The 14,466-nt window shown below is 61.0% G+C and carries 14 protein-coding genes, 2 tRNA genes and 2 pseudogenes; 10 read left to right on the top strand and 8 right to left on the bottom strand.

Going from position 1 to position 14,466, the window contains the following annotated elements:
* The first annotated feature begins 45 nt into the window (after window positions 1-45).
* Window positions 46-435, top strand: a complete 390-nt coding sequence (locus MHX66_RS05620) for a globin (RefSeq protein ID WP_239201038.1) — start codon at window positions 46-48, stop codon at window positions 433-435.
* 2 nt (window positions 436-437) lie between these two features.
* Window positions 438-1,232: a TSUP family transporter gene (locus MHX66_RS05615; RefSeq protein ID WP_239201036.1), complete on the top strand. Its 795-nt coding sequence runs from the start codon at window positions 438-440 to the stop codon at window positions 1,230-1,232.
* A gap of 46 nt (window positions 1,233-1,278) precedes the next feature.
* On the opposite strand, the gene MHX66_RS05610 is transcribed toward MHX66_RS05615, so the two are convergent.
* The 6 genes and pseudogenes from MHX66_RS05610 to MHX66_RS05585 all read right to left on the bottom strand — a co-directional run bounded on the left by MHX66_RS05610 (window position 1,279) and on the right by MHX66_RS05585 (window position 7,641).
* Window positions 1,279-1,980, bottom strand: a complete 702-nt coding sequence (locus MHX66_RS05610; RefSeq protein WP_239201034.1) for a hypothetical protein — start codon at window positions 1,978-1,980, stop codon at window positions 1,279-1,281.
* Between the two features lie 93 nt (window positions 1,981-2,073).
* Window positions 2,074-2,373 (bottom strand): hypothetical protein, encoded by a 300-nt coding sequence (locus MHX66_RS05605; RefSeq protein WP_239201208.1) that lies wholly within the window; start codon window positions 2,371-2,373, stop codon window positions 2,074-2,076.
* A gap of 89 nt (window positions 2,374-2,462) precedes the next feature.
* Window positions 2,463-2,555: pseudogene (locus MHX66_RS05600) on the bottom strand (acyl-CoA thioesterase); the annotation flags it as partial.
* 207 nt (window positions 2,556-2,762) lie between these two features.
* Window positions 2,763-4,433, bottom strand: coding sequence for an energy-dependent translational throttle protein EttA (ettA, locus tag MHX66_RS05595; protein WP_239201032.1), 1,671 nt, complete (start codon window positions 4,431-4,433; stop codon window positions 2,763-2,765).
* Between the two features lie 166 nt (window positions 4,434-4,599).
* Window positions 4,600-5,115, bottom strand: coding sequence for a single-stranded DNA-binding protein (gene ssb, locus MHX66_RS05590; protein WP_239201031.1), 516 nt, complete (start codon window positions 5,113-5,115; stop codon window positions 4,600-4,602).
* 183 nt (window positions 5,116-5,298) lie between these two features.
* Window positions 5,299-7,641: a cytochrome c oxidase assembly protein gene (locus tag MHX66_RS05585; RefSeq protein ID WP_239201027.1), complete on the bottom strand. Its 2,343-nt coding sequence runs from the start codon at window positions 7,639-7,641 to the stop codon at window positions 5,299-5,301.
* A 199-nt stretch (window positions 7,642-7,840) separates the two neighbouring features.
* On the opposite strand from MHX66_RS05585, the gene MHX66_RS05580 reads away from it, so the two are divergent.
* A tRNA-Arg gene (locus MHX66_RS05580) sits at window positions 7,841-7,917 on the top strand.
* A gap of 178 nt (window positions 7,918-8,095) precedes the next feature.
* Window positions 8,096-9,601, top strand: a complete 1,506-nt coding sequence (locus MHX66_RS05575; RefSeq protein ID WP_239201025.1) for an ABC-F family ATP-binding cassette domain-containing protein — start codon at window positions 8,096-8,098, stop codon at window positions 9,599-9,601.
* Window positions 9,602-9,796: 195 nt separating this feature from the next.
* Here the strand turns inward: MHX66_RS05575 and MHX66_RS05570 are convergent, their stop codons facing one another.
* The gene (locus tag MHX66_RS05570; protein WP_239201023.1) at window positions 9,797-10,651 is read right to left on the bottom strand and encodes a DUF6882 domain-containing protein; all 855 of its coding nucleotides are present in this window, start codon (window positions 10,649-10,651) and stop codon (window positions 9,797-9,799) included.
* 132 nt (window positions 10,652-10,783) lie between these two features.
* On the opposite strand from MHX66_RS05570, the gene MHX66_RS10625 reads away from it, so the two are divergent.
* From MHX66_RS10625 to MHX66_RS05545, 5 genes are all read left to right on the top strand, one after another.
* Window positions 10,784-11,428 carry a CPBP family intramembrane glutamic endopeptidase gene (locus MHX66_RS10625; RefSeq protein WP_239201022.1) on the top strand — a complete coding sequence of 215 codons (645 nt, stop codon included), beginning with the start codon at window positions 10,784-10,786 and terminating at the stop codon, window positions 11,426-11,428.
* Window positions 11,429-11,541: 113 nt separating this feature from the next.
* Window positions 11,542-12,345: a mycolate reductase gene (cmrA, locus tag MHX66_RS05560; RefSeq protein WP_239201195.1), complete on the top strand. Its 804-nt coding sequence runs from the start codon at window positions 11,542-11,544 to the stop codon at window positions 12,343-12,345.
* A gap of 57 nt (window positions 12,346-12,402) precedes the next feature.
* Window positions 12,403-13,035, top strand: coding sequence for an oligoribonuclease (orn, locus tag MHX66_RS05555; protein WP_370646277.1), 633 nt, complete (start codon window positions 12,403-12,405; stop codon window positions 13,033-13,035).
* A gap of 104 nt (window positions 13,036-13,139) precedes the next feature.
* Window positions 13,140-13,215 (top strand) — tRNA-His (locus MHX66_RS05550).
* 27 nt (window positions 13,216-13,242) lie between these two features.
* Window positions 13,243-13,740, top strand: a complete 498-nt coding sequence (locus MHX66_RS05545) for a flavin reductase family protein (RefSeq protein WP_239201021.1) — start codon at window positions 13,243-13,245, stop codon at window positions 13,738-13,740.
* 150 nt (window positions 13,741-13,890) lie between these two features.
* Here the strand turns inward: MHX66_RS05545 and MHX66_RS05540 are convergent, their stop codons facing one another.
* Window positions 13,891-14,109, bottom strand: coding sequence for a heavy-metal-associated domain-containing protein (locus tag MHX66_RS05540; protein ID WP_239201020.1), 219 nt, complete (start codon window positions 14,107-14,109; stop codon window positions 13,891-13,893).
* Window positions 14,110-14,312: 203 nt separating this feature from the next.
* Here MHX66_RS05540 and MHX66_RS05535 point away from each other — a divergent pair.
* A pseudogene (locus MHX66_RS05535) lies at window positions 14,313-14,466 on the top strand (IS256 family transposase); the annotation flags it as partial.

Below are 14,466 nucleotides of genomic sequence, written 5' to 3'. Positions count from 1 at the left end.
CCAACCTGCCCCGCCCGCTATCGCAGAACAGATATGGTTGGAGGCATGACTTCTAGCTTCTACGACGCTGTTGGTGAGGAGACCTTCCGCGCCATCGTGCACGAGTTCTATCGCCAGGTTCGCACCGACGATATCCTCGCGCCGATGTACCCGGAACAGGATTTCGAAGGCGCCGAGGATCGACTGCGCTGGTTCCTGGTGCAGTACTGGGGCGGCCCTGCGGAATTCAACGCTCGCCGCGGCCACCCGCGCCTGCGGATGCGCCACGCCCAATTCCGCATCGACACGGCCGCGCGCGACCGCTGGCTGGAACTTATGGGCAACGCGATGGCCACCATCGATAAGGAACAACTCCCAGACGCACACCGCGCGGCCATGTGGGAGCACATGGAGCGGGTCGCGCAGATGCTGGTCAACACTCCCGATCAGATCTGACGATGCTAGCCGAACTCTCAGCCGAGGCTATTTCCCTCCTCGCAGTGGGATCCTTCGTCGCTGGCCTGATTGATGCCATCGTCGGCGGCGGTGGCCTCGTCCTCATTCCCCTCATATTGATCGTCGCACCCGCGACGCCCGAAGCCTCGGCAATGGCGGCGAACAAGTTAGCGGCGGTTTTCGGCACTTCCTCAGCCGCTGCACGCATGCTCCGGGCATCCGATGTTCGCCAGAAGATAGATCGGCGCCTGGTTGCCTACGGAGTCCCACTGGCTTTCGTCTGCGCGGCCTCGGGTGCGCTGCTGGTAGCAGCGCTCAGCTCCGAGGTTCTGCGACCCCTGGTGATTATTCTCTTGCTGGCGGTTGGCACGTATGTCGCCCTCAAACCCAGCTTCGGCACGCCTCAACGCGCCCCATCACAGAGCCGTCGCCGGTGGCTCATCGCGCTCTTCGCGGTGGGAGCTATCGCCGCTTACGACGGCTTCTTCGGTCCGGGCACGGGCACGTTTCTCATTATCGTTTTCACCGCGCTTCTTAGCAGGTCCTTCGTGGAATCCGCCGCACTGGCGAAGGTCATCAACACTGCCACGAACCTGGGCGCGCTGACCGTTTTCGCCATCGGCGGTCACGTGCTTTGGCTGCTGGGCCTCGGCCTGGCGGTCTTCAACGTGGCGGGAGCGCAAATTGGGGCACGCCTGGTGCTTACCAAGGGAACCGGCTTTGTCCGCATCGCGCTGCTCGTCGTTGTCGTGGTCATGAGCACCAAGTTGGGCTACGACATGTACGCCGGTTCCTAAATCGCTCACGTCGCAGCACCCCCGCGTGCGGCGGCTCCCCAAACCTCTAGCGTGGCCCGGGAACCCGCGCCAGCCCACCGGGGCGTGGCGCGTACACGCTGCCAACCAGTGCATCCACCCGAATCCACGACCCGCTGGCGCTCACGCGCACATAGTCATAGTCCCGCAGCTTCTCCCCCGGCTCCGGAACCAGTCGCAGGCCGCCGAGCGCCGCGATCGTTCGCCCCTCCAGGGCAACGGAGGCGGTGGCGTCATTACCGCGCTGCACTGTGAGAACCTGCTGTTCTAGCAGGCTGCGCGCAATCCCCATCGGCCCGGAGTTCGCCTCGTTCTCCGTGGCCATGTCCGCGTGTAGGCCGCGCACCACTTCCCCCGGAACCGTGTCGATCAGCTCGAATCCCTGCTGCGGAGGCGGCGAGCCAACCCACATCAGATCCATGTCCGCACCCAGGTCAAGGGTCTGCTGTCCGGGTTCAAATGCGACGATCGCCTCCAGCGCGTCGCTGGCATAGGCCACCGTGCCGGTGCCGCCTGCCTGTCCGGGCACTCGGACGGAAGCCACGCAGCCTAGGGGCGTCGAAATAAAAAGATCCGTCGACCGCTCCCCCACAGTGCTTAAGCGCACCAGCGCGCCCGGATCCATCACCAGCGCGCGTTTCATCACCGCCCCCGCGCGCCGCATGGCACTCACTGCCGCGGTCGCGGATCGCGAATCAATTGTTCCCTGTAGATCGATTGTGACGCCCATAGTTCCCCCACCTTAGCCCTCCCCCAAAGCTTTAACTCTCGCGGGCTGGTCGCTTACCGGTCAGTGAATCAGCTCTGGGCTGAATGCGCGCTGTTAGAAGCGGGCGGCGGTGGTGGCGCGGTCGGTGACCACCTCGTGATCCTCCGGGATGAGGAATTGGTTGATGTTGTTGACATCCTGCTCGCTCCACTCGCGGGACTTCCCAGTCATCACGTCGATGCCCACCATGACCGCGTCGATGGTGCAGGTGATCCGTCCGACGGAATCCTGGACAACCTGGCGCATGGTGCAGGATTTGCGCCCGACGTCGATGAAGTAGGAGGCCACAGCCACTTCCGACTCCCCCGGCGAGAGTGGGAATGGGTAGTCGATGGTGGTGTGGCGCGCGAACATCGGGGCACGGCAATATCCATTTCCATCAGAACGTCTTTGAGGAAGACCATCCGCGCGTCCTGGCCGAATTCCAGATACTTTGCGTTGTTGACGTGCTGGTATTGGTCGAAGTCGGACCAGCGGAGCTCGCGGTGGCAGGTGTGCCAGCGAGTTCCGGTGGCCTCGTGTTCGATGAAGGGCATTGCGTTTCAAACCTCGCTTAGAACCTCACAGATAACTTTTGTTTCGTGAACCAATACTGCCACATCGTTCACACAGGTTCACGTAGTTACACGGTTTAAACGAGAAAGGCGGCGCAGGCCAGCAAATTGGCCTGCGCCGCCGAGCTACTTCAGCGCGCTGTGGTCACGCGCGGTGCCGGCGCACTGCTGCGCCGCCGAGTTTCCCGACTAGCGTGTCAGCTTGCGGTGCGTCACGCGGTGCGGACGTGCAGCCTCCGGGCCGAGGCGCTCGACCTTGTTCTTCTCGTAGTCCTCGAAGTTACCCTCGAACCAGTACCACTGGCCCTCGGCAACATTGCCCTCCCAGGCCAGGATGTGGGTACAGGTGCGGTCCAGGAACCAGCGGTCGTGCGAGATGACCACTGCACAGCCCGGGAATTGCTGCAGAGCGTTCTCCAGGGAGGACAGGGTCTCAACGTCCAGGTCGTTAGTCGGCTCATCCAGCAGGATCAGGTTGCCGCCCTGCTTCAGCGTCAGCGCCAGGTTCAGGCGGTTACGCTCACCACCGGACAGCACCTTGGAAGGCTTCTGCTGGTCCGGACCCTTGAAGCCGAACGCGGACAGGTACGCGCGGGAAGGCATCTCGTTCTGGCCGACGTGAATGAAATCCAGGCCGTCGGAAACGACCTCCCAGACAGTCTGCTCCGGGTCGATGTTCTCGCGGTTCTGGTCCACGTAGCTCAGCTGCACGGTAGAGCCGACCTTCACCTCGCCGGAGTCCGGCTGTTCCAGGCCAACGATGGTCTTAAACAGGGTGGTCTTACCTACACCGTTCGGGCCGATGACGCCCACAATGCCGTTGCGCGGCAGGGTAAACGACAGATCCTTGATCAGGGTGCGGCCGTCGAATCCCTTGTTCAGATCCTTGACCTCGACCACCTGGTTGCCCAGGCGCGGCGGGGTCGGAATCTGGATCTCTTCAAAGTCCAGCTTCTTGTACTTCTCCGCCTCGGCTGCCATCTCTTCGTAGCGCTGCAAACGGGCCTTGTTCTTCGCCTGACGGGCCTTCGCGCCGGACCGGACCCACTGCAGTTCTTCCTTGAGTCGCTTCTGCAGCTTCGCGTCCTTCTTGCCGGCGACCTCCAGACGCTTGGCCTTGGTCTCCAGGTAGGTGGAGTAGTTGCCCTCGTAGGGGTACAGCTTGCCGCGGTCGACCTCACAGATCCAGCCGGCGACGTGGTCCAGGAAGTAGCGGTCGTGGGTGACGGCCAGGACGGCACCCTTGTAGTCCTTCAAGTGCTGCTCCAACCACAGCACGGACTCGGCGTCCAGGTGGTTAGTGGGCTCGTCGAGCAGCAGCAGGTCCGGCTCGGAAAGCAGCAGCTTCGCCAGGGCCACACGGCGGCGCTCACCACCGGAGAGGTGGGTCACCGGCTCATCAGACGGCGGGCAGCGCAGCGCTTCCATGGCCTGCTCGATCTTGGAGTCCAGCTCCCACGCATCTGCAGCGTCGATCTTCTCCTGCAGAGACGTCATCTCTTCCATCAACTCGTCGGTGTAGTTGGTGGCCATCTCTTCGGCGATCTCTTCGTAGCGCTGGCGGATCTCGAAGATCTCGCCCATGCCCTCTTCGACGTTCTGGCGAACAGTCTTTTCCTCGTTCAGCGGCGGCTCCTGCAAAAGGATGCCGACGGTTGCGCCGGGGTCCAGGAAAGCCTCGCCGTTGGAGGGCTGATCGATGCCCGCCATGATCTTCAGGATGGAAGACTTACCTGCACCATTCGGGCCCACCACGCCGATCTTGGCGCCGGGGTAGAACGCCATCGTGACGTTATCCAGGATGACTTTATCGCCGTGCGCCTTGCGCACGTTCTTCATGGTGTAAATGAACTCGCCCACGGTGAACTCTTTTGACCTTTCGTGGTTAGTGTCCCAATGTATTCGCCCACCCAGTGTACGTGGTGCCACCGTGCAAAGGCCGACCTGGGCTACTCCCCCGAGCGGCCCAGGTCGGCCTCACCATTTAGCGCCCATTAAGCGCTTGGATTAGCGCTGAGACTAGCGCTTAGAACGCAGGTTCCACTTCCTCTTCCTGGCCGCCCGCGCCGACTCCCACTAGCTCCGGCGAGCCAGCTTGGTTCTGCGCTGTGTTCTGCGCCAGGTTCTGCCCAGCACCCTGCTGCGCGTTCTGCTCCACCGCCTTGCGGACGTTCACCAACACGTTCCGGGCGCTCAGGTCCGGACCCACGTGAGTCGCACGCACGCGCAGCACGCTGCGGGTCACGGGCTGGCCATCTTCGCCGTTGGCTTCCCACGTGCTCTGCACGATGCGTCCGACGACGATCACGGACATCCCCTTGCACACCGTCGCGCTGACGTTGTCGCCCAGCGCTCCCCAGCACTGCACTTCCATGTAGCACGGGTCGCCGTCCTTCCACTGCCCGTCCGCACCTTGGTAGCGGTGGTTCATCGCCACGCGGAACGTGGTGAGTGTGGGCCCGCCGTCCAGCCCTTTGATCCGAATCTGCGGGTGGTCAACCGCGTTCCCCACCAGATATGCCTGCGCCAGATTGTTGCTCATCTGACTTGTCCCCTTCCTTGTTGTCGCACCGAAGCTTGTTCCCCGGCGCGTGGCTTTATTGTTAGCGCGTTTCGGGGTTTTTCTTTTTCTTCGTGACGCCACCCTGTGGACAACTCCGCCCATCCAAGGCGCTTATCCACAGGTTGAAAAGAAGGGGGTTGACAGTTCGCGGCCGGGTGTGCGTTAGTCCGACTTTCCGCGGGATTGCTTGTCCTCGGCTTTGGTTTCGGCCTTGCCCTGAGCCTGTTTTTTGCCCTGCTCCTGAGCCTGGCGCTGGGCTTGGCTCTGGGCTTGGCTCTGGCCCCGATTTTGGGCCTTGTGTTGCGACTTGTGCTTGGCCGAGTGCAGGGAGCTCTGCACGTCCTGGTCGTGGTAATCATCGCCGTAGTATGCGCGGTTGCCAGTATCAATCTGTCCGCTGGAAAGCCCAGCCAGCATCGCGTTGTATGCCTCCAGCTCTTCGTCGCCCGTACGCTCTTCACGGCGGTCGAAACGCTTGGCCTCGCGCCGGTCGGAACGCAGCCACTGGAATCCGTGGGCGATGGAAACCACCAGCAGCGGAATCTCACCCAGAGCCCAGGTGATGCTGCCGCCTAGGTACTGCTGGTGATCTAGGTCCACGGGGAACGGGAAGTCCAGCTGGCTGTAGAACTCCGCGTTCAGCGGCTCGGAAATCTGCATCATCGCAATACCGAACCATGCGTGGAAAGTCACCATCGCAAACAGCGTCAGCATCTTGATGAACGGCGAGAGGTTCCGCGGTGCAGCATCCACGCCGATGATCACCCAATAGAAGATGTACCCCGAGATGATGAAGTGCAGCATCATAAACAGGTGGCCGGCGTGCTCACCCGCAATGGCGTCAAAAAGCGGCGAAAGATAGAGGTAATAGAAGCCGACAACGAACTGCGTTCCGGCGACAATAGGGTGCGTCAGGAAGCGCGAGAACGGGTTGTTGATGAACACGACCAACCATTCGCGCGGGCCCGCCACGCCGTCGCGGCCGGCGGCGGGCAGGGCGCGCAGTAGTAGCGTCATGGGGCCACCAAGGACCCAGAACACGGGCACGGCCATGGAGAGAATCACGTGCTGCAGCATGTGTGGGCCGAACATCGCCATGGAGTACATGCCCAGGCCGGAGCTGGTGGCGAACAGCAGGGTGACGTTGCCGACGGTCCACCAGATCAGGCGCTGGATGGGCCATTCGATGCCGCGCTTCCGGATGCTCAGCCAGGCCCACATGTACCCGGCCTGGAGGAGGATCGCACCCACGCCGAAGATGAGGTCCAGGCGGAACATGGTGAAGTAACGCCCGATACTCGGCGGCTCGGTGAGGGTGTAGCCCAGCAGTACGTCCTGCTGCGTGAGGTCAACGATCTGCTCGATCGGCGGCGGGATGCGGCCAAGAGAGACGGCAATGCCGATGGTGGCGGCCATGATGAAAATCTCCAGGGCAGCGAAGCGGATGAACGGCTTGCGCTGAGCGTTGGTGGTTTTACCGCTTTCGCCCTCGCCTTCGCGCAGCTTCGGGATGATGCGGGAGCGCTGCTCCCAACCGAACCAGGCCAGGAGCAACGTCATGACCATTTTTGCGACGATGACCAGGCCGTACTGGGTGGTGAAGAGCTCGTCCAGGTGGACACGCAGCAGTGCATTGATGAAACCGGAGATCGCGACGGCGATGATGCAGAACAGCGCCAGGGTGCTGTAACGCTGGACGATGAGGGCCAGGTGCGGGCCGCGGCGCTTCGCGTGCGCCAGCAGAGCCAGCAGGCCACCCACCCACAGCGATACGCAGATGATGTGCCAGAGCAGCGAGTTCACGCCGTAGTCGTGGTTACCGCCCGCCGCGGAGTGCCCCTCCAGGGCCAGCGGAACCAGCGAAAGAACCGACAGCGCCAGGAAGATCGGCTGCCAGATCCACTTCCGCGTGAGCAGCGACAACCCACCGGCCGCGCCAGCGAAAATGGCAACCCAGAGCCAAGCCTTTGACGCCGACACCTGATCCAGTGCAATCCCCCAGTACTCGGGCTTGAGCACCTCTGTGAGGGGGCTGCCGGAGATGTCCGACATGTACATGGGGATCAGCAGGATCGACAGGAGTGCGAAGCCGATCATTCCCCAGGTGCCCGTGCGGGCGGCGCGGAAGCCGTCGAGTGTGAGGTAGCCCTGTTTATCCGGGGGCGTGCCGAAGGCGGACATCAGGAACCCGCCGAGGCCCAGACAGCCGATGAAAATCGCCGCGCCGCGGACGAAGGGCAGGCCGATGGTGGTCAGCGGACCGGGATCCGGAATGCCCAGCAGGGCAAGCGATTCGCCGAGGAAAGAGTAGCCGATGGCCGCGCCGAAACACCCGGCGACGAGAGCGCCGATGAGGTACACGAGGCCGGGGCTGCCCAGCTTCGCGGGCTGGGTGGGGGTTTGCGCTTCCGCTTGCGCGGGCTTCGCTGTGGTTTCCGCCTGCTTCGCCTGCGCGGACTTGGCTTGCGCTGCTTGCTTAGCTTCCTGATCTGCCTGGGAGGACATGTTTGGAACCTTACCCTCCGCTCCGGACAGGGTGAACTTCCTGGTTTTGTGATGTTCGTTGCGTCACAGTGGTGGCGCATTTTGGCCGCAGATCGGTGCCACGATACCCCGGCACCGACCTGCGTGACTGCGCCACGCTTACGGTATGGCTGCCCCGCAAATTCAGCGCACGTGCGCGTGCATTATCATCTACTCGTATGCCTCCGTAGCTCAGTGGATTAGAGCAGTGGGTTTCTACCCCATGTGTCGCGGGTTCGAGTCCTGCCGGGGGCGCCATTGTCCTGACTTCGGACAACTGTTCGTTTGGGGTGTACCCCAGCAGACCATCATGCGCACTTCTACAGTTAGTGAGCATTGACACTCAGATTGGTTTGAAGTACGGTTTCGCCCTATGAAGATCCGTTCCTAATTCGACGCTTCCTTAATCATCGTTGGCTCGAAGGCGGAACTTGGCATGCATATTTCTTTTTCTCATCTCTCTTTTACCTGGCCAGACGGCACTCCTTGTTTTTCAGATTTAAGCGCCACATTCGGCGCGCATTTCACCGGCCTTGTCGGTGCTAATGGCTCAGGAAAATCGACTCTCGCTAAGGTGTTGGCCGGCATCTATCAACCCACTTCTGGTACCGTGACGGCCCCTAAAATCGGCTACCTAGACCAAGATCTAGGGCTCAAAGTGACCGACACCATCGCAGACGTATTCAAGGCTCGCGAGATTTTAGATGCCCTAGCGGAAATCGAAGCGGGCAACTACTCCGAGGAACTCGCGGCCATCGTTGCTGACAACTGGGATCTCAAGGAGAGGATCCAGGCCGCTCTTAGCGCGTCAGGATTGAACTTTTCCCTTTCTCGCAGCGTCGGCAACTTGTCGGGAGGAGAGGCCGTCGCTGTGGCGCTGACGGCGCTGTTTTTCTCCCAACCAGAGATGATCATTCTTGATGAACCCACGAATAATCTCGACGCCGCTGCCAGGGAGCGCCTTCTGCGTATGATTGACGCTTCCCCGGCGCCCATGGTCGTCATCTCGCATGATCGGGAGCTGCTCAACCACGCTGACGAGATAGCTGAGCTCTATCACGGATCATTACGTATGTTTAGCGGGAACTTTGAGCACTACCGTCAAACCATCGACCACGAACAGGAAACCGTGCGGGCCGAAGTAAGTGAGGCCAAAGCCTCCTATCACAAGGAAGTTCGCCAACGTGCCGAGATGCAGACACGGCTTGCCCGTAACGCCCGCCGAGGTAAAGAGTTCGCTACCTCCAAACGCAAGCCTGGTATGGCCATGGGAAATGATAAGAACCGATCCCAGGTCTCGTCAGCCAAGCGTACCCGTGATGCCGCAGCCTCGGTGTCACAAGCTCGGGAAGGTTATGACTTAGCACAACTTAGGTTGCGGGAGGACACTCACGTTCACATCGAGCTTCCCGATACCAGCCTTCCCAATGCCACGCGGGTTCTGAGCAGCGAGCTGTTGACAATCGTCGGCCCCGAACGCGTCCGACTCGCCGGTGCCAATGGGGCGGGAAAAACTACGTTTCTCAACCGGATTGCCAGCGGCGACGTCGACTATGCGCTTCCCCGCGGCTATTTACGTCAACGCATCACATTGCCAGCGGACAAGAGTGTGTGGGAGCTGGTCGCGGAAAGCAATCCGCAGGCTGACCCGCAGTTTATCCGCGACAAGCTAGCACAACTGTTGTTCCAGAATGACAGTGTCCACGCGCCAGTGGGGCAACTTTCCGGAGGCGAGCGGTTCCGTGCCGAGTGCGCACGCGTGCTGCTTGCTTCCCCCGCACCGCAGTTCCTGCTACTAGACGAGCCGACTAACAACTTGGATATCCCCACCGTGGACTGGCTTGTCGACGTCCTCTCCGCTTACCGCGGAGCGTTACTCGTCGTCAGCCACGATGAACACTTCTGTTCGCGCCTTTCGCTGGATCGCACCATCGAGCTTTAAACGCACTTTGCAATGGGCCAGTCGGCACACGAAAACGGGCGCATAATCGACACCTCAAATGTGCTCAGGCAGTGCTGTTATAAGTCGCGGCATCGTTGCCACTACAGTCGCGGCATCATGGACAAACTGGCGTCTCGGTTTTTCTTTTCCGGGGCGCCGGTTTCGTTTCTTAGCTTGGGTGTCTGACGGATTTCGTCAGGCACCTTCTTCTGTAAACAGCCCCTTCTTGCCAAGCTCTGCGATCGTGTCGTCTTCGTTGAAGCTCAACTCCACCACGAAGTAGCGTCCCTCGCTGTCCGCAATCTTCCACGCGCGTTGCTTGTTCTCCGGCTCGATTTCCTCGACCGTCCAGTCCTCGCGCTGATGCGCAATCCCTTCGATGCTCCACACCGGGTCGTCGCATTCCAACAATATGGCGTCGAACTTGACGAACATCACCGACAGATCCGTCTCCTCCATCGGTGGGTTGAACGAATCCATCAAGTAAATCCGGATCTCGTCTTCGTCTTCGTTCGGGATGGTTGCGTAACAAGCATGCGAACCAAAGATTTCGAACGCACTATCCCCTACATCCTCCGAAACGGCTGCCGCTGCAATTGACTGCGCATACAGCTCGTCGTCTTCTTCGCCTTCCTCATCTTCTGTGTCTTCCCCGCTACCAGGTTCAGCTTCATCGCCGTCCCACTCGGGAACCTCGTAAGGCACAACTGGGGTCGTAAACCCTGGCAGGTCTTGTTCCTCGCCCCACTCGCGCATCACTTCCGCAGCAAGGCGCCGACCAAGTTCTGCAGCTCCGGAAACAGCCGCTTCATCCGCCCATTCCCACTTGAGAGTCGCAGACTCCACGTCAACGGTCGCGACGAGTTCCACTCGAGCATTGGCGAGCTTAACCCGCCCCTGAAACTGGTAGTACTGCTCACCTTCAATTTCGCCTACGGCAATCCCCCAGTCATCGCCAACGCGGTCTTCGATCTGTTCCATGATGTGCTCACAGCGCGCATGGGCGTACAGCGCAGCGTGTTGTCCAACTCTGCGAATATCGGGAATCATGTGATTAAACTAACACCGCTTAGCTCAGCTCGCTGAGCCTGTTTCATACAGCCCATGCTTCACGCAGCCTCACCTGCGAAAGGATCCATGACCTACCGACAACTAACCCCTCCTCGCACAAAGGACGCATTAGTGTCCGTCGCAGCTCTCCTCTCCGCTTACGGGCTCCTCGCCGTCCAGGCGTTGGGCTTGGCAAAACTCTCCCTGGACAAGGGAGTAGTCCTCGGCGCTCTGCCATTCATGTTCATCATCGCCCTCGGCCTGCCCACCTGGCTTTTGGTTCTCTACCTGCGGAAACAGAACATCGAAACTGGCTTCACTTCACTCTCTAAAAGAGGTTGGCATCTGCTCTGGCAGACTCCAGTGACAATCATCGCAGCCGGTGCTGCCACGGCATTTGTCGCCTCAATCTTGGGAATGGAAAATGGCGAGCGTTCCTCGACCTTGACTAGCGCAGGCGAATCCGGGCAGACCCTCCCCATCCTCCTCGTCCTCCTGGCGTATCTGCTGCTTGGTCCGTTCCTCGAGGAGTTGGTCTTCCGTCGGGTTCTCATGGGCTACTTCGACACGCTAATGCCAGCTGCCCTGAGTGTCCTGTTCAGCTCACTGCTTTTCGGTCTGGCTCACGTCTCCCCGCCGGCTATCCTCTTTACGGCCTTCCTCGGCATCTCTTGCGCACTGATCACCAGGTGGCACGGCACACTATGGGCGGGATTCATCGTTCACATGCTGAACAACCTGGTCGTCGGGCTACTCGTCTTCGGAGTCGCTGGCTAAGCCTCTTGTCCGCACCGCCCGCTATGGTTGTAGCCATGACTGCGAATAGCCGCTTTAACCCTATTGACGCCCTCCGCTCCCTCCCCCTGGGCAAGTCCCAGAAGTCCGCAGAACTGGACCTCCCCGCCCCCACCCCGGACTCCTACGCCGTGATCACCGGCGCTTCCTCCGGCATCGGTAAGGCCATCGCCGAGGAGCTCGCCCGGCGCGGCTACGACCTACTCCTGGTCGCCCGCACCGTAGCTCCCATGCAGGAGATCGCGGACGCATTCCCGAACCGCGACGTGCAGATCCGCTCCGTCGACCTGGCGGATGCGCCCGCCCGCGCAGAGCTGCTGGAAGAGCTGCGCACCACCCCGGTCAGCATCATCATCAACTCCGCGGGCATTGCTACCTTCGGCCAGTTCAAGGACCTCGACTGGGATTACGAGCGCCTGCAGTTCGAGCTCAACGCCACCGCACTCTACGAACTCACCCAGGCCGTGCTGCCCGGCATGCTGGAACGCGGCGAGGGCGGCATCGTCAACGTCGGCTCCGCCGCCGGCAACATGGCCATCCCCGGAAACGCAACCTACGTCGGCACCAAGGCGATGGTCAACACCTTCACCGAGTCCCTGCACTACGAGCTCAAAGACCACGGCATTAAGTGCACCCTGCTGGCACCCGGCCCGGTGCGCGAGGCCCGCAAGGAAGACGAACAGCTCACCGAGGTCGACGATGCCGTCCCGGATTTCCTCTGGACCACCTACGAAGACTGCGCCATCGACACTCTCACCGCCCTGTCCAAGAACAAGCTCCGCGTAGTCCCCGGCCCGCTGTCCAAGGCCATGAATTTCGTCTCCACGTACCTGCCACGGAAGGTCACCGCGCCGATCGTGGGTAAGTTCTACGCCCAAATGGCAACCGAAAGCGACTGATTCCGAGGGGGCGTCACCAAAAAGACATAGAATTATCAACAACAGAAAGGAAGATCCGTGAACACCACCCCTAATCAAGTTGCCAAGAACGATCGACTCGTGTGGGTCGACTGCGAAATGACGGGCCTCGACCCGGACCAACACGTGCTCGTCGAGATTGCGGTGATTGTGACGGATGCGGACCTCGCCCCACTCGACGAGGGGCTGGACCTGGTGATTCACGCAACCGAACGCGACCTCGCCCGCATGGATGCCGTCGTGACGAAGATGCACGGCGAATCCGGCCTGACGGAACAGATCCGCGCCTCCGACATCACGCTGGAAGAGGCCGAGGAGCAGGTGCTCGACTACGTGAAGAAGCACGTGCCCACCGCAGGCGTGGCGCCACTGGCCGGCAACACCATCAGCGCGGACCGGAAGTTCATCAACCGCTACATGCCACACCTGGACCAGTACCTGCACTACCGCATGATCGACGTCTCCAGCCTGAAGGAGCTCGCCCGCCGCTGGTACCCGCATGTGTACAACGGCCAGCCCGCGAAGGGCATGGCGCACCGCGCACTGGCGGACATCAAGGAATCCATCCGCGAGCTGGATTACTACCGCCGCGCGATGCTCGTGGAGGCAGACCCGTCGAACGCGGAGGCCACGGCCGCGGCGAAGGCAGCGACGGAGCGCTTCCCGATCTAGCGCTGACCCTAGTACCTAGCCCCGTTTCACCCCTCGCGAACTGGCCTTTTGGTTAAGGCGCAGGGCGTGGGCTAACATGAAATCCGCTGTTTTCAACAGCAATGGTGACTGTAGTTCAGCTGGTAGAGCACTAGGTTGTGATCCTAGGTGTCGCGGGTTCGAGTCCCGTCAGTCACCCCAAATTTTTCTAAAGGTCTAGTGATGCTAATGAGTAACACCGATCTTGAAGCAGCGTTTCGAGATGTCTTCCGCGGACATCCGGCGGGGGTAACGCTAATCACCGCGACCGTCGACGGCGAGCCCGTCGGCCTGACCGCATCATCTGTTGCTTCTCTGTCGCTCGACCCACTATCAATCAGTTTCTCGCTGATGAAGCGCACGGGCTCGGCAGGCAAATTATTGCGGTCGAGCAGCATGTTGGTGCACTTTCTTAATGACGCCCAGTCCCCCATCGCGCACTCCTTCGCCACCTCAGGCGCGGACCGCTTCGCGGAATCTCAAGGGTGGGTGACTGCCGAGACGGGCGAGCCGCTACTGCCCAACTCCCGGGCCGTGATGCGGGCGCGCATTTCAGATACGGCCCGCGCGGGGGAATCTACGCTGGTGGCGGCGGAGGTTCTGGACGTGTCGGAGATCTCCGACGATTCGGCGCTGCTTTTCCTGGGCCACCAGTTCTACAGCATCGCGGGGCTGCGCCCGTTCTAGCGGCGGCGCGCTCGTGTGCAGCGCGCGCAGTTTGCGCGGCGGTGCGCCTCCCCGCTCCCACTTCGGTGCACGCGCGCTCCGCGCCGCACGCTTCGCTCGCTGCGCCCGGCGCGCCCCCACCTCCGAATCCTCCGCTCTGTACAGCGGGCGCTATGCGCGGGTGGCTTCGTAGCCGGCCTCGTCGACCGCGCCGATGACCTGCTGATCCGTCAGCTCCCCTGCTGCCCCGTCGTGCTCGAACGTCAGCAGCCCCTTGTCTGCGCTGACCTCAATGTTCGAAACACCAGGAAGCTTGGAAACTTGCTCCCTGACGGCGTTTTCGCAGTGCCCGCAGCTCATTCCGGTGACGTTGTAGGTGTATGCGCTCATGATGCTTGCCTTTCTTTGACGTTGCTTTCGTAGCCTTCTTAATATTCAGCGCTTCGGAACACGCTTTATTCCACGATATGCCTCAGCGGGCACGCCTTAGTGGAATTCTTCAGCGGACTTCACCCTCCCCTCTAGAAGGCGATGTCCGAGGGTGTCAGGAAGTTTGTGTGTGAGGCTCTGATCTCGAAGGAGTTTCACCGATAATGACTACGGTGTCACCGAAGAAAAACCATGACCAGGACAAGGTCAACAAGATCAGCGAGAAGCTGATGGAAAATCCTGAGCTTGCCAGCTTGATCGGCGAGTTATCGACCTCCACCGATGACGCCAGCGACCTGGTCAAAGGCCTGTTGCAGG

The sequence above is a fragment of the Corynebacterium sp. ACRPH genome, from assembly GCF_022347285.1.
Lineage (GTDB): Bacteria > Actinomycetota > Actinomycetes > Mycobacteriales > Mycobacteriaceae > Corynebacterium.
Note: the sequence above shows the minus strand (reverse complement) of the source record. Positions and strands in the feature narration are given on the sequence as shown.